The sequence below is a fragment of the Actinoallomurus vinaceus genome (assembly GCF_039542055.1).
In the GTDB taxonomy this organism is placed as follows: domain Bacteria; phylum Actinomycetota; class Actinomycetes; order Streptosporangiales; family Streptosporangiaceae; genus Actinoallomurus; species Actinoallomurus vinaceus.
Window position 1 is genome coordinate 125,662 of the sequence record NZ_BAABHK010000008.1, and the last position, 18,536, is coordinate 144,197.

The following is an 18,536-nucleotide window of genomic DNA, read 5'->3' on the forward strand; positions in this document are numbered from 1 at the left end:
CCCGTACGACCGATCAGTGGCGCAATGATCACATCGTCCGGACAGCGGCTGCATCGGTTTTCATCGACGTCGAAACCCAGGGGAAGGGGACCGGGCGCTGCGGGGGAGAAGGGATGACCGTCATCCACGCCAATAGATAAGGCATCAGATGAAGGAGCCCCCCACGGCCGCTCCCCCCGACGTCGGACCGGACGCCCGGACCGACGCTTCGGTGATCGAGCGGTCCTGGCATGACCCGGAGTGGTTCGGCGTGATCTTCGACGCGTACTTCGCGGAGATCCACGGTTACGTCGCCCGACGGCTCGACCCACAGGCCGCCGACGACATCGCGTCCGAGACCTTCCACGCCGCGTTCCGGCAGCGGAAGAGGTTCGACCTGTCACGGGGAAGCGCCCGGCCCTGGCTGTACGGCATCGCGACGAATCTCATCGCCAAGCACCGGCGCTCGGAGGCACGGAAGTTCCGCGCGCTGGGACGGCTGAGCGGCGAACGCTCCGCCGACGGTCACGAGGACCGGGTCGTCACCAGGGTGAGCGCCCAGCACATGAAGGGCCGCCTTGCGCGGGTCGTCGGCGACCTGCCCGCCGACCAGCGTGACGTGCTGCTGCTCGTCGTCCTGGCCGGACTCAGTTACGAGGAGGCGGCGCAGGCGCTGGACGTGCCGTACGGAACGGTCGCCTCGCGGTTCAGCAGGGCTCGGCAGAAACTGCGCAGGGCGCTGGGTGGAGTCGATCCCATGGTCGATCAGGAAGGACCCACCGATGGATGAACTGCAGGCCGTACGGGAGCTGTTCCCCGAGGCCGCGCCACCGAAGGCCCGAGTGGCCGCCCAGGCTCGGCTGCGGGCGACCGGTGCCGGTCGGCGCCGTACGCCACGACTGCGCTGGGCCCTGCCCGGCTTCGGCCTGGTCGCCGCGGCGACCGCGGTCGCGCTGGCCGTGGGCACGACGGGCGGCGCGCCGAAGCAGTCGGATCCGCAGATGCCGCTCGGCGGCAAGGCCGTGTTCCTGGCCGCGGCGGAGAAGGCCGAGAGCCAGCCGATGGGCGGCTACTGGTACTCCGACCAGATCTCCGGAGCGTCGTACCTCCTCAAAGAGGGGTACGCCATCATCGGAGCGCACATGGAGACCTTCGAGTGGACCGGAGCCTCCAAGGGCCGCGGCGGCCGCTTCTACGGGCGGGACCTGCCCGCACGGCCGGTGACCCCGGAGGACGAGGCCGCCTGGCGCCGGGCGGGGGCGCCGACGAGCTTCCGCGTCCAGTCGAACGGCTCCTCCATGACGTACACGCGTCGCGCGAGCCGTTGGGAGGAGGACAAGGGAGGGCGGCGGCCCGGTGGCCGTTTCCCCCTTAGGGGCGGGGAGCTGACGACACAGGAGGTGCTCCGGCTTCCCACCGATCCGGAGACGTTGGCGAACCGGTTCTTGACCATGCCTGCACCGAAGTGGCCCCCGGGTGCGAGCGCGAGCCGGGCGCCGAACAGACTGGCTCCGGTGAGCAACGCGTACAAGCTCGAGCTGGCGGCGAACATGTTCGAGGGCGCGCCGCTGCCGCCGAAGGTACGCGCCGGGTTGATGCGCGCGCTGGTCGTACAGTCCGGTGTGCACACCATCGAGACGGCGACCGACGCACTGGGCCGCCAGGGCGTCGCCCTCGCTGTCGACCAGCCGTCGTGGGGCTGGTCGCCTGGGCCCGGTGGGCGCCTTGTCCGGAAGGAGCACGGCTACCGCGAGCAGGTACAACTCATCTTCGACAAGAGCACGGGGGCGCTCCTGGCCGACCAGACCGTTCTTCTGACCCCCGGTGCCGAGTACCGGGACCGCAAGCCCGGCTTCGTGATCGATTACCAGCTGACGCGGAGCTCAGGCTGGACGGACCACCGGCCGTCCCCGCCGTCGGCTCTGCCGTTCAAGTGACCGTCGCGTCCGCGTCCCGTGCCTGGTCAGGGCGCGGGACGCTCGCATCCTCGGTGTCCGGATCGCGGCGGTCAGTGCGGTGATGGGCAGTGAAGCTACTGCTCGGTAGACTCTTGGGGTCCCAAGTCGATGGCTGTCAGTCGCGAGCCGTACGCTGATTGCCAACGCCGTACCTTCAGGAGGACGGAACATTGGTTCTCAGGTTGATCATCGGGCTTGCCGCAACGGTGGTCGCGCTGGTGTTCGCCGTGCGGCGGGTCCTGTTCCTCTACAGGCTCGCGACGAACGGCCAGCCCGCCCCCGACCGCATCGCGCTCGCCAAGTCGAGCGTCGGTGAGGACGTCAAGCTCCAGGCCGTCGAGGTCTTCGGGCAGCGCAAGCTGCTCAAGTGGACCGTGCCCGGCCTCGCCCACTTCTTCGTCATGTGGGCGTTCTTCATCCTCGCCACCGTCTACCTCGAGGCGTACGGCGCGCTGTTCTTCGGGCTGGACTTCCACATCCCGCTGGTCGGCACGTGGGGCGTGCTCGGCTTCCTGCAGGACTTCATCGCGGTCGCCGCGCTGCTCGGCCTGGTCGCCTTCGCGATCATCCGGGTCAAGAACTCCCCGAAGAAGCTCGACCGCAAGTCCCGGTTCAAGGGCTCGCACCTCGGCGGGGCCTGGCTCGTCCTGTTCATGATCTTCAACGTGATCTGGACGATGTTCCTGTTCCGGGGCGCGGGCGTGGCCACCGGCAACTTCCCGTACGGGAACGCGGCGTTCATGTCGCATCTGGTCGGCAGCGGTCTCAAGGGGCTGGGTCACGACACCGCCGAGGCACTGGAGTCGGTCGGCCTGCTCCTGCACATCGGCGTGATGCTGGTCTTCCTGCTGATCGTGCTGAACTCCAAGCACCTGCACATCTTCCTCGCGCCGCTCAACGTCCTGTTCAAGCGCCGCCCGGACGGCCTGGGCCCGGTCCAGCCGATGATGAGCGACGGAAAGCCGATCGACTTCGAGGAGGCCGACCCGGACGAGGACACCTTCGGCCGCGGCAAGATCGAGGACTTCACCTGGAAGGGCTACCTCGACTTCGCCTCCTGTACCGAGTGCGGCCGCTGCCAGTCGCAGTGCCCCGCCTGGAACACCGGCAAGCCGCTGTCGCCGAAGACCCTCATCATGGACCTGCGCGACCACGCGCTGGCCAAGGCGCCGTACATCTTCGCCTCCGAGGAGGAGCAGGCGAACCTCCCCGAGGACGTCCTCAAGGAGGCCGGCCGGCCGCTCGTCGGCGGGGCGGACGTGAACGGCGTGATCGACCCGGACGTCCTGTGGTCCTGCACCAACTGCGGCGCCTGCGTCGAGCAGTGCCCGGTGGACATCGAGCACATCGACCACATCGTCGACATGCGCCGCTACCAGGTGATGATCGAGTCGAGCTTCCCGTCCGAGGCGGGCGTGATGCTCAAGAACCTCGAGAACAAGGGCAACCCCTGGGGCATGTCCGAGATGAAGCGCCTCGACTGGATCGAGGAGCTCGACTTCGAGGTCCCGGTCGTCGAGGAGAAGATGCCGGAGGACACCGAGTACCTCTTCTGGGTGGGCTGCGCCGGCGCCCTCGAGGACCGCGCGAAGAAGACCACCAAGGCCATCGCGGAGCTGCTGCACATCGCGGGCGTGAAGTTCGCGGTGCTCGGCCCGATGGAGGCCTGCTCCGGTGACCCGGCCCGCCGCCTGGGCATGGAGTTCGTCTTCCAGATGCTCGCCCAGCAGAACGTCGAGACGCTCAACGAGGCGGGCGTCAAGAAGATCGTGGCGTCCTGCCCGCACTGCTTCAACACGCTCGCCAACGAGTACCCGCAGCTCGGCGGCACGTACGAGGTCGTGCACCACACGCAGCTGCTGTCGCACCTGGTCGAGACCGGCAAGCTCACGCCGGTCACACCGATCGACGAGAAGATCACCTACCACGACCCGTGCTTCCTCGGCCGGCACAACAAGGTGTACGCCCAGCCGCGCGACATCATGGCCCAGGTGCCCGGCGTCCAGACGCAGGAGATGCACCGCTGCAAGGAGCGGGGCTTCTGCTGCGGCGCGGGCGGCGCGCGGATGTGGATGGAGGAGCGCATCGGCAAGCGCATCAACACCGAGCGCGTCGAAGAGGCGCTGGAGACCGACCCGGACACCGTCTCCACGGCCTGCCCGTTCTGCCTCGTCATGCTCGGCGACGCCATCAACGAGAAGAAGAACACCGGTGACGCGAAGGAGTCGCTCGAGGTCGTCGACGTCGCCCAGCTGCTGATCAAGTCGGTGAAGGGCGAGCCCGCCGAGCCCGCCTCCGCGGCCGCCGAGTAGGGCCGTACGCGAAGGGCCCGTCACCGGTCGGTGACGGGCCCTTGCCGCGTTACGGGAGGAGGTCGGTGACCAGGGCCACCGCCTCATCCAGCTCACGCCGGTCCTGTAGGCGGCTGAAGTGCACGCCGTCCGGGGTGACCAGGGCCTTGGCGCCCAAGTGTTCGGCGAAGAGCCGGACGTGTACCAGCGGGTCGGGCGTCAGCACCGGGTCGTCGATGGCGACCAGCACCCGGAACGCCTTGGCGGCGCGGCGGATGCGGTCCCAGTCGAAGCCGCCCTCGAAGAACGCGGCGAGCTGGTCGTAACCGACCTCGTGGGCCATGGAGGCGACGAGCACGACACCGGCGTACGGCTCGCCGTCGTGTTGCTCCAGGACGCGCAGCAGGGTGACGCCGCCGAGGCTGTGGCCGACCAGGACCGTGTCGGCGGGATCGGTCACCTCGGCGGTGACGGCCTTGAACCAGGGTTCGGGCTGCGGCGCCTCAGGGTCGGGTAGCTGCGGCACTCGCACGTCGTGGCCGGGGAGCCGGCGGACCAGGTGCCCGTACCAGGCCTGATCGGGAGAGCTTGCGTACTCGTGGGAGATGACGATGCGGCTCATCACAGGTCCAATCGAATCGCTACGTTTCGTTTCGATTGAAAATTAGAACTAGAGTGATCCGCATGTCAACCGAGCGCAGGGGAGGCCGCACCCGCAGCCCCGAGGCCCATCAGGCCGTGCTGTCCGCCACCGCCGAGCTGCTGGAGGAACACGGCTACCAGGCGCTGACCATCGAGAAGATCGCCGAGCGGTCCGGGGTCGCCAAGAGCACGATCTATCGATGGTGGCGCTCCCGCCCCGAACTGGTGATGGAGGCCTACACCCAGGTCGTGGCGCGGCGGATGCCCGACCCTGACACCGGCACGGTCGAGGGCGACCTCACCGAGTTCGTCAGCCGGCTCTACCGCGTCACCGAGTATCCGGTGCGGGTACGGGCGCTACGCGGGCTGATGGCCGAGGCTCAGCTCGACCCGGACTTCCGCGACCCGTTCCGTACCTGGGTCGACAGCCGCCGCGCCGTCGTGGCCGCCATGCTGGAACGCGGGATCGAACGCGGCGAACTCCGCGAGGACCTTGACCTCGGCCACACCGTCGACCTGATCTTCGGCCCCTTCTGGTACCGGCTCCTGGTTGGCCATGAGCCCCTCGATCCGGCCGACGCGCCGACGCACATGGCCAACCTGCTGGGCGGCCTGCGATCCATAGAAAAAGGCGGTGCCACCTCGGGGGAGCGGGGATTTGAGGTGACACCGCCCTGACGCACCCACCTCGATGTGACGAAGACCACAAGGATCTACGTCAACCGGATTGGTCGGTAACGCGTCGTCCGAAACTATCGACTTTGCTCCTGGTTGGCCACCCGTTGTGGAAGAAATCACTGGGGCGGCTCGGTGCCGGGCCCCTGATGACAGGGCCCGGCGGCCGGATCAGCTCGTCAGTTTCTTGACGACATCGGGGTGCTGCTTCTCCCACTCGGCGACGCCCTTGGCGGGCTGGTCCTTGTACTTGTTCATGACCAGGTCCTCGAGCGGGAACAGGTCGGTGTCGGTCATCGTGAACTTCTTCAGCCAGGTGTTCAGCTGCGGGAAGTCCTTCGCGAAGCCCTGACGGCCGAGCGCGTGGACCTTCTCCGCCGCGCCGAAGGCGTTCTGCGGGTCGGCCAGCGGCTTGATCGGGAACTTGGTGTACGCCCAGTGCGGCTTCCACAGCGTCACCACGATCGGCTGCTTGCTCTGGACGGAGCGGTTCAGCTCCGCGAGCATCGCCGCCGTGCTGCTCTCGACGAGCTTGTAGTCGCCGAGGCCGTACCCGGGCAGCACCTTGTTCTTCACGATCTTCATCTCGCCGGCGCCCGGCTCGATGCCGACGACGCGACCTTGGTACCGGGAGCTCTGTCCCTTGAGGTCGGCGACGGAGTTCGCCGGGTCGTCCTTCAGGACGGCCAGCTGCATGCTGGCGTTCTTGTACCAGACCCCGATGTCGGTGAGCTTGTCCTTGTACCGGTTGTAGTAGTCGGCGTGCGTCGCGGGCAGCCAGGCGTCCAGGAACAGGTCGATGTCGCCCTGGCCGAGGCCGGCGAACAGCGGACCGGCGTCGACCTGCTTGAGGGTGACCTGGTAGCCCTTCTTCTCCAGCTGCGCCTTCCACAGCTGGGTGACGGCGATGTCCTCGTCCCACGGGATGTAGCCGATGGTGATCGGCTTGCCCTTGCCGCCGCTCCCGCCGGAGCCGACGACGCCGAGCGTGGCGGCGAGCAGCGCGAAGACCACCACGCCGGACAGGGCCAGCGCCGGACGCGGGCGGTACCGCAGCACGGACGACACGCCGCCCTGCACGGCCCGCTCGGCGTGCCGCCGCGCGGCCGGCGCCAGACGCTGCCCGAGAGCGCCCGTCATGCGGTCCAGGATGATCGCCAGCAGCACGACCGCGAGACCGGACTCGGCGCCCGCCGCCAGGTTGTACTGCGTGATCGCGCCGAAGACGTTGGCGCCGAGGCCCTCGGCGCCGACCATGCCCGCGATGACGACCATGGACAGCGACAGCATGATGACCTGGTTGACGCCGGTCATGATGGTCGGCAGCGCCAGCGGCAGCTGCACACGCGTGAGGATCCGCGACGACGGCGTGCCGAACGCCTCGGCCGCCTCGACCATCTCCTTGTCGACCTGCTTGATGCCGAGCTCCGTCAGGCGCACGCCCGGCGGAATCGAGAAGATCATCGTCGCGACGACGCCCGGCACCTCCCCGAGCCCGAAGAACGAAATCGCCGGGATCAGGTAGACGAACGCCGGCATCGTCTGCATGAAGTCCAGCACCGGCCGGGCCACCGCACCGAACCTCGGCACGCGTGCGCTGAGGATGCCCAGCGGGATCCCGATGATGAGGGCGGCGAAGCTCGCCACCAGCACCAGCGCGAGCGTCTCCATGGCCGCGTTCCACTGGCCGAGCGAGTCGATCACCATCAGCCCGACGAACGTCAGGACGCCCGCGAGCAGACCACGAAGCCACCAGCACAGCATCGCCACCAGCGCGGCCAGCGCCAGCGACGGCGGCGCGGTCAGCACATGGCTCAGCCCGTGCACGAGACCGCCGACCACGTCACTGATCGCGCTGAAGACCGGCTTGCCGTGCTTGGTGAGGAAGTTGACCGCGTCGGTGACCCAGTCTCCGAGGTGGATCCTAGGCATCGGCGTTCACCTCCGTGGAGACGCCGGTGCCGTCCTCCTCGGTGGGCGTGCCGGCCTCCTCGGTGCTCTCGGTGTGGCCGTTGCCGTTCAGGTTGCCCAGCGCGGCGAGCAGCGTCACCCGCGGGATCACGCCGAGGAGCTTGCCGCTCCCGTCGGTGACGGGCACGGGCAGCGGACTCTCCGCCGACAGCGTGAACAGGTCGGCGACGGCGGTGTCGGGGTCGACCGGGTGGAAACCGTCCTCGACGATGCCGTCGAGGGTGTTCTTGCCCTCCCGTACGGCCTTGGCCGCCGGCTCGGCGAACACCACGCCCACCAGCCGCCGGTCCTTTGCCACGACGAACGTGAACGACGCCTGCTGCTCCCGCATGACGCGTACGGCCGCGCGGGGACCGCCGCTCGGCTCCACGACGGCGATCGGCGTCTCCATGACCGAGCGCGCGGTGAGCACGCGCGTACGGTCGACGTCGGCGACGAACTGCGCGACGTAGTCGTTGGCCGGGTCGGTGAGGATCTCCTCGGCCGTACCGATCTGCATCACGCGCCCGTTACGCAGCATGGCGATCCGGTCGCCGAGCCGCATCGCCTCGTTCAGGTCGTGGGTGATGAACACGATCGTCTTGTTGAGCTCGCCCTGCAGGTCGAGCAGCAGGTCCTGCATCTCCCGCCGGATCAGCGGGTCGAGGGCGCTGAACGCCTCGTCCATCAGCAGGATGTCCGTCTCGGCGGCGAGCGCGCGGGCGATGCCGACGCGCTGCTGCATACCGCCGGAGAGCTGGTCGGGGTAGCGGTCCTCCCAGCCGGCGAGACCGACGTAGTCCAGGAACTCCTTGGCCTTCGCCAGCCGTTCCTGTTTTGGAACGTTCCGAGTCTCGAGCCCGTACGCCGCGTTCTCCAGCACGGTGCGATGGGGGAAGAGAGCGAAGTGCTGGAAGACCATGCTGACCTTCTCCTGCCGGAGCCGGCGCAGGTCCTTTCCGCCGATGGCGGTGATGTCGACCTCGTCGACCTCGATGCTGCCGTCCGTCGGCTCGAGAAGGCCGTTCAGCATGCGGATCAGCGTGGACTTGCCGGAGCCCGAGAGCCCCATGACGACGAAGATCTCGCCCTCATCGACCTCGAATGAGACGTCGGCGACGGCCGCGGTCACGCCCATGCGGCGGAGCTCGTCGGGTTCAGCGCCTTGACGGATTCTTCGGAGGGCTTCGGCCGATCGTCGGCCGAAGATCTTTGACACATGTTGCGCGCGGATTCTGGGCACATCGTCCTTTCGGTCCGGCCGCGCCGCCGTCCTGAGCGTCGTACGTGCCCGTCGGACCGCGCGGCGTTCGATGCGAACCGCCGGTCCGCTCCCACCGCCGGCTCGCCTGTACGACCCAGGGGGACAAGACGTGACGCATGTCACTCTTGTGGTCGCCAACCGACCGAATGGGTCATGCGTCAAGGAACCTTATCCCCAGGGAAAAAAGAATGCACATCCGTGTGCGATCGATCACAATCCGCTAATGATCGGTTTGACCTGGGAAGATCAGGGAAGTTACGGCGCCGTCGTGCGTCGGGAGACGCGGCTGTATCAGCGATAGAGGCCGGGATCGCCCGGCTCGAAGACCCGGAACCGGTCCAGGTCCGTGGTGACGCCGCCGACCCCTTGCGCCAGCTCGAGCGCGGCCGTCGCCGCCAGCCGTACGAACCGGGGATCACGCTGCCCCGCGATGCCGAACCGGTATCCGTGCAGCCCCGGCTCGCGCCGCATCGGCCCGAGCGCCAACGGCAGCAACCAGCGCAGGCTCGGCACCTCCGGCCCGTCACAGCGGATGTTGATCGGCATGTGCGGCGTCGTCAGGAAGGACGAACCGTCCTTCTCCGCCGGCCCGTCCGGCACCAGCCCGGGGATGAAGGCGCTGATCCGCGCCGCGAGCTCCCCCGGCGACACCTTCCGCGGCGTGTGCACCACGACGACCTCCGTCGGGTCGTCGGCGACGAACTCCTGCGGCAGGTGCGCGTACCCGCCGAACCGGCGCGCCAGCCCGCGCGCCAGCCAGTTTTGGAACGGTCCCGAGTCGCTGGCCACGAACGCCAGGCCCTGCGGAAGGTTGCTCTTGGCGGCGAGGTCCGGAGTCACCGGATGCGGCCCGGCCAGCCGTACGCCCGCCCCGAAGGCGATCCCGCCGTCGACCGGCGCGGCCTCCGGATCGAACAGCCGGATCGCGGCGAGCAGCCGCTGCGGCTCCGGCGCGCGCGGCAGCACCACCGCCGGGACCTTACGCAGCCGCCTGGCCGAAACGCCGCCCATCAGATACGCGTGCGGTGAAAATTGAGGTACGACCGCGACGGCGTCGGCCCACGTTGATCCTGGTAACGCGACCCGTGCCGCTCGGAACCGTACGGCGCCTCGACCGGGGAACTCGTCCGGAACAGGCACATCTGACCGATCTTCATGCCCGGCCACAACTTGATCGGCAGCGTCGCGACGTTGGACAGCTCCAGCGTCACGTGCCCGCAGAACCCCGGGTCGATCCACCCCGCGGTCGAGTGCGTCAGCAGCCCGAGGCGCCCCAGACTCGACTTGCCCTCGAGGCGGGCGGCAAGATCGTCGGGCAGACCGAACACCTCGTACGTCGAGGCGAGCACGAACTCCCCCGGGTGCAGGATGAACGGCTGATCCGGCTCCACGTCGACCAGCCGAGTGAGGTCGGGCTGCTCCACGGCCGGATCGATGTGCGGATACTTGTGGTTCTCGAACACCCGGAAGTACCGGTCCAGGCGCACGTCGACGCTCGACGGCTGAACCATCCCGGGGTCGAACGGATCGATCTTCATCCGCCCGGACTCGATCTCGGCCTTGAGATCACGATCGGAGAGCAGCACGACAAGAAAGTACCGGGTAATCACCCCGACACGTAAACGCCGGATCGGATCATCCAGAACCGACCCCTCGCCCCGGGGCCACGGCGAACGGTGTAAACCCCGGCCCCAGAGGGGCGCCCGGGATGCGCCGCGATGGCCGTCTCCTCCCGCCGTGCCGTATTTAGCGGGCGGTCGTGGCCTCTGATCGCCGACGGCTACTGGGCCTCGCGGCCACCGCTCGCCGGCTGATTGCCGGCCGATCGCGAGAGCCGGTCCCGTTCGCACACAAAGTGGCTTCGCGATCTTCGACTTCCTGCAAGAACCCGGGCCGGGCGGCGACTTTGTGTGCGTTCGGGCTCAGCCGCCCGAGTGATCCGGGCGGGAGCCGGAAGCCCTGAGCGCGAAGGGTGTGGGTTCCGGTAGCATGTTCGGGCAGTCTCCTGAGAAGGCGACCGATGCGGGTGTAGTTCAATGGCAGAACTCCAGCTTCCCAAGCTGGTAGCGCGGGTTCGATTCCCGTCACCCGCTCCACACGCGAAAGCCCAGGCCAGGGACATGATCCCGGACCTGGGCTTTGATCTTGGAAGGGCCGTTTTCCGGCCGTCGTGCCATTAGCGTGCCATTAGGCTACGGGGACCAGCTTCCCTGCTGTCCCGTCGTCGTCCTGGTCGTCGCCGTCGTCCTCGGTCGACCGCGCCGCTTTCACCAAGGCGTCGAGGCCATCGGCGATCTTCCGATCGGACTTGTTCGACGCGTGCTGATAGATCAGCGCCGCCCGCTCGTTGTCATGACCCATGCGCGCCATGAGGTTCCGGAGCGAGACGCCCATGTCGGCCGCGAGCGTGTTGCCGGTATGCCGGAGATCATGGAAGTGCAGGCCGGGAACGCCCATGGTGCGAACGACGTCGACCCAGCGGGTCAGCTTGTTGAAGCCGCTTCGCCGGAGCGGCCCGCCCTTGATCCCGGTGAAGACCAGGGCGTCATCGTTGCGCTTCGTGTACTTGTCCAGGTGGGCCTTGATGTCCGGGATGATGGCCGCCGGGATGTTCACGGTCCGCCGGCCCGCGCGGGACTTGGGCGGTCCGAGGATCATCTTGCCGTTGTCCTGCTCGGTGTAGGCGAAGCGGACGCGGACCGTTCCGGCCGCAAGGTCGATGTCCCGCCTCTTGAGCGCGGTCACCTCTCCCCAGCGCAGGCTTGCGAACGCGGCCAGGAGCACGAGCGCCCGGAACCGATCGTCATGGGTCGCATCGGCCTTCCCGTCCATGGCCAGGTCCCAGAGCGCACGGGCCGCAGCCGTCCGAGTCGGGAAGGTCTCAGCGTGACGACGCATCGTGCCGCCGGCCATGCGATAACGCAGCCGGTATTCGCCGGAGTCGAGTTTGCGGATGTTGCCGACCGGCCGAACTCCCACTCGTCAAGGCGGTGGCGCTCCGCGCCGCCGCAGGCCGCCCGCTCCGGCACGCCCTACGGGCGTGCGGCGTGGGCGCCGGTCCCTCCGGCCGTACCGATCGGGCGGCCCGGTCAGCGATGCACCAGCTAGCCCCGAGCCCAGTCACCACCGATACTCCCCAGCGTCCGTCTTTTCGCCTCCGGCGGGGGCCTCCGACTCCGGGATGATCTCCAGGCACTGGTGGCCGTTGTCGGTGGTGAAGGTGGAAGCCTGATCATCCCGCCCGCCGACGCCCCAGGCGAAGCCAAGCAGACCAGGGGCCTCCGGTCGAGGTCGTTCGTCCGGTGGGGCGCTCCACCCCGACCGGAGGCCCCTGGTCTGCTTTCCTGGCGGATGGGACGACGACGGACGGGATGATCAGGCAGGGGAACCGTGCGGAGGTCCGCTAGGCGTTCACAGGTCGCGTTCGAGACGCGCTGCGACCTCTCGGTACCGGCTGACCGGCACCAAGTGCACGCCGTCGAAAGCGCCGCTGTCGCGAATGGTCAAGACCTGCTCGCATGCCGCGTCCACCCCGGCATCTCGGTCTCGCGCAACGTCGTCGACCAACTGGTCGGGGATATCGATGTCGGGGATGGCGGCCGCCAGGTTGCGGGCCATGCCCGCGCTGGCCAGCACCATCACCCCGGCATAGACAGGAACATCCAGACTGACGCTCTCGCGCCAGCGCAGCAGAGCATCGATCGAGTAGCTGACCTGGACGAACACAAAGTCCGCAGCGCTCTTCCACGCAGGAACCGGGCGCAGACCAGACGTGACGCCGACCCGGAAGGGCTGGCAGCCGGCGAACGTCGGATCCTCGGCCGCACCACGCGTTTCTTCGATCATGGCCCGCACCGTCAGCTCGCTGGTACGCCCGCCCGCAGTGGGCTTGTCGCCATAGACGAACAAGAACCGATCCACCCCATATGCGGCGGCCGTCAGCAGGTCCCTGCGAAACCCCAGCAGGTTGCGATCCCGGGAGTTCAGACACGCGATGCCACGAGCACCCATCGTTTGAACCTCGTGAGCGACCGCCACGCTCGACACCGTCGCCCGCCCAATGTGGTTGTCAGGGACCAAGAACGAGTCCGCTATCGGGCTCAACACACCAATCTGGTGACGCACCCGCGTCAAGTCCGGACGGGCAGGCGGTTCGATCTCACAGATCAGCTCGAAACGACGATCAGGCATACGGTCACCCTACCGACGACACTCCAGGTGCCAGCCGGATTCGATGTGCCCGCTGCGTGCCCGTAAGAGGGCGATCAAGGGGGACTCACGGGGACTCGGAGACGGCTCTGCATCGCCGAGCTGGACCAGAGCACGTCACAAGATCGCGGTTCGAAATCTTCGAGACTGGTGATTCTGCGCGGCTCCTGGGAGCCACCCAGACGAACGATCTTGATCGCAGCCGTACGGGTCCGGACGGCCCAGACGTCGGCTGAACGTGCGAACTAATCCGAACGGCTCCGGAAAGCGTTTGGGTACCTACGGATCTGAAGGTCGCACGGTCGCAAGCGTGAGAGCGATGTGGGCGTCCGTGCCATTAGCGTGCCATTAGCGGCGGTGAACAAGGGTCAACAGCGGTCACTCGTGACCGCGTGGCCGAGCAGGTCAGCGCCCATGACGGCCAAGATCCGTACGATTCCCAAGCTGGTAGCGCGGGTTCGATTCCCGTCACCCGCTCCACACGACGAAAGCCCAGGCCAGGAACATGATCCCCCGGGCCGGGGCTTTGGTCTCGATAGAGCCGTTACCGCCACAGAATCTTGCCTACCAGGACCGGCGGCATCATCGGTCACACTGGCCGATCGCCCTCGAAGCGCACGCCGTCCTCGTCATACCGCCAGTAGCCGAAGTGCACATCCGACCGCCAGGTCTCAGGCGCTAGTTGAGCCCGCATCACCCACTCCCGAAGCTCAGGCAGTCCTCGGGAGCGCAGCGACGACCGTACGGTCACCCGATCGACTGAGTGGACCGGATAGATGGAGACATGAATGCCGACCGCGCTCGGGTGGAAGCCCTCACTGCCATGGTTGAAGGACCGGGCGGGAACCCATCGCACTGCCAGCACCACATCCGAAGACGTTCCCGAGCTGAAGCTAGGTGGCTTCACCAACGCGTGCGCGTCACCGAGCCCCTCGATCACGTCGGTGAGAGTGACCGGCCACGACTGACCACGCCGCAGATGGCGGTTACGCGACGACATACTGCCGATGATCTCTTCCATACGAATCGCCGGCACCTAGAAATAACGCTGCAAGCGCCTCCGGCGGGGGCATCAGGCTCTGGGATGGCCGCGCCGACGGGGCCTGGTTGAGGTGGAGGCCTGGTCATCCCGCCTGACTTCGTCCCAGGGCAGGCCCCGGAGGGTGGCACGAAGGCATACGGGATGACCAGGCGAGCGGAATAGGTGCGCTCGCCGGCGGAGGCTTCACAACTGCTGGGCGGCGAAACGAAGGGCATCCCACAAGCCGACCAGCTCCAAGATCCACAGAATCGGCTGGGGAAGAACTTCGCTGCGGAGGAACTGGCTCGTCTCCACGAGATCCTGCAAGAACCGGACGAGCTTCCGAGGCGTTCCAGGACGTCTATCGGCGGGACGATCATGACTTCTTCGAAGTCGGGCCGCCTACGCGTGCCATTAGTCTCGGGTGACCAGGGGGCACGGCCCGTAGCCATGTAAGTCTCCCCTGACGTACGCTCACAATCGCGGTTCAAATCGCGACCCTGATCTTCAGGTACCCATGCTGACTTGGGAGGACTCCATGGCCCGCGGCAGCAAGCTCCTGCTCTTCACTTTCAGTTCCGTACTGTGAGCAAGGACAAGGGACGACACGACGACCCCGACGACTTCGCGGGGATCAGCCGCAGGGGCGCGGCCTTCCTCGTGACCGTCGTGGCCTTGGGACACCCCTGGCAGACGCTTAAGGAACTGCTCCCGATGGTCCGTCGGCGGGGCCTCCAGGCGCTCAAACTCCCACTGGTCCCCTTCGTACTGGTGGCCGCAGTGCTGTGGTCGCGCCGGAAAAGCCGAGGCCCCACCTTCGAGGACTACCTGCATGGCTTCGGAGAGGAAAGAGACCACCCGTAACCGAGATCGACGAGTACGGCACCGTTCAACGGCGGCCCAAGCTGGTAGCGCGGATTCGATTCCCGTCACCCGCTCCACGCCGAGAAGCCCCAGGCCAGGACGCGAATCCCAGGTGCTGGGGGCTTCTCTCGTCGAGAGGGTTCCCGTCTCTTCCCCCGCCCGATCGGTCCACGATCACATATTCTGCGGCCCGAAGTGAGCCGGCGGTTCGAGCGTAAGTCCGTCCAGTCGCCCGGTCAGCCCTGCTCGTTCCCCCTTCTGCACCTCCGGCGTGACGCCGAGTGCCGCCAATTCGGCGCGTAGCGCGTCCGGGTGTGGGTGCGTGATCTCGAACGAGCGCAGCGGGACGACCGGCAGCGCGTCCGCCGGATGGGCCGTGTCCCCCCAGTCGATCAGGAACGGCCGCACGCCCGGAAGCGGCGGGGTGAGTCGCCAGCTCAGGAGCGTGCCGTCCGGCCGCCGTCGTGACATCCCGTATGCATCGTCCAGATCGACCCCGGCCTCCCGGGCTCGTGCCACCGCCATGTCGATGTCGTCGGTCGCGACCGCCCAGCCGACCAGCGCGGGCGCCGCCAGGTCGTCGACGCCGAACAGGCGGGGACCGGCGGGTTCCGGCTGGTCGGGATCCGGACCGACGATCTCCAGGTAGCTGCGGCCGCCGAGCCCGAGCAGGAAGTTGCGGGTGCCAAGGCCGACGTGCGGCCCGCCCTCCACCGGCCGAATCCCGACCCGCTCGGCGACCTGCTCCACCGCCACCGTCAGGTCCGGCGCCGCGTACACGAGGTGATCCAAAACGGCCATGACGCCGATCCTAGAGCGGCCTCCACACGAAGAAGCCCAGGCCAGGGAGCCGAGCTTGATCCTCGATCGGTGGAGCTGGGTCCACCCCGAAAACGGGGGGTTGACTCCAGTGTGCCTGCCGTGGCGCGTCACTAGCTTCGCCAATCATGAGATTCCTGAAGCGCACAGCCGCCGTCGTCGCCGGATCCGCACTCGTGTGCGGAGCGCTGCCCATCACCACAGCCACCGCGGCACCGGGCGTTGCATCATCGGCCCCGCCGCCGTCTCGGTCGACGTTGGTTCAACAGGCGGGCAGGGTCGTCGCGGCCGGCGTACCGGGCGTCAGCATCGAGACGCGCGATGAGCGTGGCACCCGGTCCGCCGTGGCCGGTGTAGGGAATCTCCGCACCAACGAACCGCCGCGGGCCTCTGGTCAGTTCCGCATCGGCAGCGTCACCAAGTCGTTCACGGCGACCCTGGTGCTCCGCCTCGTCGCGGATGGGCGGATCGACCTCGATGCCCCGATCGACCGCTACCTGCCTGGGGTGCTGCCGTACTCCGAGCCGATCACCGTCCGTCAGTTGCTGCAGCACCGAAGCGGTCTGTTCGACTACGGGAGCGTCCTGTGGGCGAACCCGCAGCTCGTGGCCCGGTCGCGATACCGGGACTACGCTCCGGCCGATCTCGTGCGCATCGCCACGCAGAAGCCGCTGCAGTTCACCCCCGGCAGGGAGTTCGGGTACTCCAATACCGACTACGTCATGCTCGGCATGCTCGTGGAGAAGGTCACCGGCGACAGCTACGCACACGAACTGTCCCGGCGCGTGTTGGACCCGGCCGGGTTGCGGCACACCTACATCGCCGGACACGACCCGCGCCTGCGGCAGCCGTCGGCACGCGGGTACGAGGCCGTACATTCGTCGACCCGGTTGACGGACCTCACCACCTACAACATGTCCGTCGCATGGGCGAGCGGCGACATCGTGTCCACCGCCCACGACCTGAACCTCTTCTACTCGGCGTTGTTCGGCGGGCGACTGGTGCCGCGCACCCTGCTGCAACAGATGCAGCAGACCCAACCCGCCTTCCCCGGGTTCGAGTACGGGCTGGGCCTCGGGCACACCGAGATGTGCGGCCAGCAGGTCTGGGGCCACGTCGGGGGCGTGCCCGGGTACGGCACCTACAGCTTCACCAGCCCTCAGAGTGCACGCCAGATCACGATCTCGGTCAACCGCAGCCTCACGTTGAGCAAAGCCGCCGGAGACGAGATCAACGCGCTCATCGCCGATGAGTTCTGCGGCGACCCAGCCCAGCGATGAAGCCGCCCGTCGTTGGCCTATCGCCGAGACCTTGCGTTGTTCTGACTCCTACAAGTCTCGGCGAAAGGACGTCGCCGACCGTCGGCGGCCACGGCCGGCACGCTTCAGCACCCCACGCATGATTCCGCCTCCGGCGGGTGCATCAGGCTCGGGGGATGGCTCACTCAGGCTTGAGTATCTCGCGAAGGATTGCCGCTTGCCTGTGGTAGATAGTGCAACACGGCGTGGGTAGGCCGCGCTGACGAAGCGGAGGCGAGCCCACGATGACTGAGCGGCCGACCACGACCGAGATCCCAGCCGACGTGTACGACGTGCCGGCCGACACCACTTCCCCGCCCGTGCGACCCGGCGCGCTCCTGCTCGAGCTCATCCCGGTGCCCGTCACCGACATCGACCGGGCCAGGTCCTTCTACGCCGAGCAGCTCGGCTTCCACGTGGACGTCGACGTACGTCCGTCCGAGGGCGTACGGATCGTGCAGCTCACCCCGCCCGACTCGGCCTGCTCCATCACGTTGACCGAGGGGCTCGACGCTCTCGACATGCCGCCCGGCACGCTGCGCGGTCTTCACCTCGTGGTCGCCGACATCGAGGCGGCACGCGAGACACTGGTCGAACGCGGCGTGGACGTCGGCCCGGTGGAGGACCTCGGCGGCGTCTATTACGCCTACTTCGCCGACCCCGACGGCAACACCTGGACTCTCCAGCACATGCCCTGGCGGCGCTGAGCGCGGCCCTCAGGACAGCGATCGACGGGAATCACGGCCGGCGCAGCCCCACGGCAAGACCGCCTTTGACAACATGTGACAGTCGCGTTCACCGGCGACGTGGTTGATCCGACCCGTCCATGCGAACTCTCGCCCGTCCGCGTACAGCTTCCGCAACCGCTCTTTCACGCTGCAGGCGCTCGACCGCAAAGAGGTCTCCGCCCGCGAGGTCGTCACCGCACACCTCGAACGGATCGAGCAGGTGAACCCGGACGTCAACGCGATCGTTCAACAACGTCGTGGGCTTCCGGCCGTCGCCGGGGCGGGTACCGAACTGAGACCAAAGGCTTCAGCCCGGCCGATGAAGCGAAATGAGCTGGGGCCGGCGATCGCCGACAGCAGGAGCGCGGTGTCGGCGACCGTGCGGGCCATCGGGCCTTTGACGTTCATCGTCGTCCAGGCCATGGGGGCGGGCAGTACGCCGCTACCGGCGTGGTCGACCCCGCCCCATGGACTTGGCCGCGTCGCAGGCCTGCAGCACCTGATCGGCGGTCAGGCGTCGCACGTCCCAGATCAGCTCGGCCACGTCGATCCCCGCCGGATCCCGCGGCGGCGTGTCTCCCGGCAGCTCGACGCCGATCAGCGCGGCCATGTCGTCGGCACGGACGCCCAGCGCGGTCGCGAGACCGGCCACCAGGTCGAGGGTCGGCCGCAGGCGCCCGCACCCCACCCTTTGGATCTTGACCGCGGGCAAGTACAGACGCCAGTCGGTCTCACCGGCCCCGGCAAGCCGGGACAGGTCACCGACGTCCGGATTCCGGTGACCTGACAACCGCGCCAACAGCACACCGAAGCCCGGATATCCAGCCATCCCGCCAGC

The 18,536-nt window shown here is 67.8% G+C and carries 18 protein-coding genes and 1 tRNA gene; 8 read left to right on the plus strand and 11 right to left on the minus strand.

Going from position 1 to position 18,536, the window contains the following annotated elements:
* Positions 1-148: 148 nt before the first annotated feature.
* The 3 genes from ABEA24_RS27155 (at position 149) to ABEA24_RS27165 (ending at position 4,249) form a co-directional block, all read left to right on the plus strand.
* Positions 149-769, plus strand: coding sequence for an RNA polymerase sigma factor (locus tag ABEA24_RS27155; protein WP_345433953.1), 621 nt, complete (start codon positions 149-151; stop codon positions 767-769).
* Positions 762-1,916: a hypothetical protein gene (locus tag ABEA24_RS27160; RefSeq protein ID WP_345433954.1), complete on the plus strand. Its 1,155-nt coding sequence runs from the start codon at positions 762-764 to the stop codon at positions 1,914-1,916. Before ABEA24_RS27155 ends, ABEA24_RS27160 begins: the two co-directional genes overlap by 8 nt.
* A gap of 191 nt (positions 1,917-2,107) precedes the next feature.
* Positions 2,108-4,249, plus strand: a complete 2,142-nt coding sequence (locus ABEA24_RS27165) for a 4Fe-4S dicluster domain-containing protein (protein WP_345433956.1) — start codon at positions 2,108-2,110, stop codon at positions 4,247-4,249.
* 49 nt (positions 4,250-4,298) lie between these two features.
* On the opposite strand, the gene ABEA24_RS27170 is transcribed toward ABEA24_RS27165, so the two are convergent.
* Complete coding sequence (locus ABEA24_RS27170; RefSeq protein ID WP_345433958.1) at positions 4,299-4,850, minus strand: RBBP9/YdeN family alpha/beta hydrolase; 552 nt, start codon at positions 4,848-4,850, stop codon at positions 4,299-4,301.
* A 62-nt stretch (positions 4,851-4,912) separates the two neighbouring features.
* On the opposite strand from ABEA24_RS27170, the gene ABEA24_RS27175 reads away from it, so the two are divergent.
* Positions 4,913-5,548: a TetR/AcrR family transcriptional regulator gene (locus ABEA24_RS27175; protein ID WP_345433959.1), complete on the plus strand. Its 636-nt coding sequence runs from the start codon at positions 4,913-4,915 to the stop codon at positions 5,546-5,548.
* 168 nt (positions 5,549-5,716) lie between these two features.
* On the opposite strand, the gene ABEA24_RS27180 is transcribed toward ABEA24_RS27175, so the two are convergent.
* The 4 genes from ABEA24_RS27180 to dcd all read right to left on the minus strand — a co-directional run bounded on the left by ABEA24_RS27180 (position 5,717) and on the right by dcd (position 10,345).
* Positions 5,717-7,477 carry an ABC transporter permease/substrate binding protein gene (locus ABEA24_RS27180; protein WP_345433960.1) on the minus strand — a complete coding sequence of 587 codons (1,761 nt, stop codon included), beginning with the start codon at positions 7,475-7,477 and terminating at the stop codon, positions 5,717-5,719.
* Positions 7,470-8,633 carry a quaternary amine ABC transporter ATP-binding protein gene (locus ABEA24_RS27185; RefSeq protein WP_345433961.1) on the minus strand — a complete coding sequence of 388 codons (1,164 nt, stop codon included), beginning with the start codon at positions 8,631-8,633 and terminating at the stop codon, positions 7,470-7,472. The genes ABEA24_RS27180 and ABEA24_RS27185 overlap by 8 nt, the downstream gene beginning before the upstream one ends.
* Before the next feature lie 417 nt (positions 8,634-9,050).
* The gene (locus tag ABEA24_RS27190) at positions 9,051-9,728 is read right to left on the minus strand and encodes a hypothetical protein (protein ID WP_345433962.1); all 678 of its coding nucleotides are present in this window, start codon (positions 9,726-9,728) and stop codon (positions 9,051-9,053) included.
* A gap of 41 nt (positions 9,729-9,769) precedes the next feature.
* On the minus strand, positions 9,770-10,345 hold the full coding sequence (dcd, locus tag ABEA24_RS27195; protein ID WP_345433964.1) for a dCTP deaminase: 576 nt from the start codon (positions 10,343-10,345) through the stop codon (positions 9,770-9,772).
* A 436-nt stretch (positions 10,346-10,781) separates the two neighbouring features.
* Here dcd and ABEA24_RS27200 point away from each other — a divergent pair.
* Positions 10,782-10,855 (plus strand) — tRNA-Gly (locus ABEA24_RS27200).
* 91 nt (positions 10,856-10,946) lie between these two features.
* On the opposite strand, the gene ABEA24_RS27205 is transcribed toward ABEA24_RS27200, so the two are convergent.
* The 3 genes from ABEA24_RS27205 to ABEA24_RS27215 form a co-directional block, all read right to left on the minus strand.
* A complete protein-coding gene (locus tag ABEA24_RS27205; RefSeq protein WP_345433965.1) occupies positions 10,947-11,738 on the minus strand; it encodes a site-specific integrase in 792 nt (263 codons plus the stop codon).
* Positions 11,739-12,170: 432 nt separating this feature from the next.
* A complete protein-coding gene (locus tag ABEA24_RS27210) occupies positions 12,171-12,950 on the minus strand; it encodes a methylenetetrahydrofolate reductase (protein WP_345433966.1) in 780 nt (259 codons plus the stop codon).
* 607 nt (positions 12,951-13,557) lie between these two features.
* Positions 13,558-13,989, minus strand: coding sequence for a hypothetical protein (locus tag ABEA24_RS27215; RefSeq protein WP_345433967.1), 432 nt, complete (start codon positions 13,987-13,989; stop codon positions 13,558-13,560).
* A gap of 585 nt (positions 13,990-14,574) precedes the next feature.
* Between ABEA24_RS27215 and ABEA24_RS27220 the strand changes: the two genes are divergently transcribed.
* Positions 14,575-14,853, plus strand: coding sequence for a globin family protein (locus ABEA24_RS27220; RefSeq protein ID WP_345433968.1), 279 nt, complete (start codon positions 14,575-14,577; stop codon positions 14,851-14,853).
* 174 nt (positions 14,854-15,027) lie between these two features.
* Here ABEA24_RS27220 and ABEA24_RS27225 read toward each other — a convergent pair whose 3' ends face one another.
* Positions 15,028-15,654: a VOC family protein gene (locus ABEA24_RS27225; protein WP_345433969.1), complete on the minus strand. Its 627-nt coding sequence runs from the start codon at positions 15,652-15,654 to the stop codon at positions 15,028-15,030.
* 146 nt (positions 15,655-15,800) lie between these two features.
* On the opposite strand from ABEA24_RS27225, the gene ABEA24_RS27230 reads away from it, so the two are divergent.
* Entirely contained in the window at positions 15,801-16,952 is a 1,152-nt protein-coding gene (locus ABEA24_RS27230) for a serine hydrolase domain-containing protein (protein ID WP_345433970.1), read from the plus strand.
* A 263-nt stretch (positions 16,953-17,215) separates the two neighbouring features.
* Positions 17,216-17,677: a VOC family protein gene (locus ABEA24_RS27235; protein ID WP_345433971.1), complete on the plus strand. Its 462-nt coding sequence runs from the start codon at positions 17,216-17,218 to the stop codon at positions 17,675-17,677.
* Positions 17,678-17,944: 267 nt separating this feature from the next.
* Here ABEA24_RS27235 and ABEA24_RS27240 read toward each other — a convergent pair whose 3' ends face one another.
* Positions 17,945-18,121 carry a hypothetical protein gene (locus ABEA24_RS27240; protein WP_345433972.1) on the minus strand — a complete coding sequence of 59 codons (177 nt, stop codon included), beginning with the start codon at positions 18,119-18,121 and terminating at the stop codon, positions 17,945-17,947.
* Positions 18,122-18,140: 19 nt separating this feature from the next.
* Positions 18,141-18,527: a hypothetical protein gene (locus ABEA24_RS27245; protein ID WP_345433973.1), complete on the minus strand. Its 387-nt coding sequence runs from the start codon at positions 18,525-18,527 to the stop codon at positions 18,141-18,143.
* Positions 18,528-18,536 lie beyond the last annotated feature (9 nt).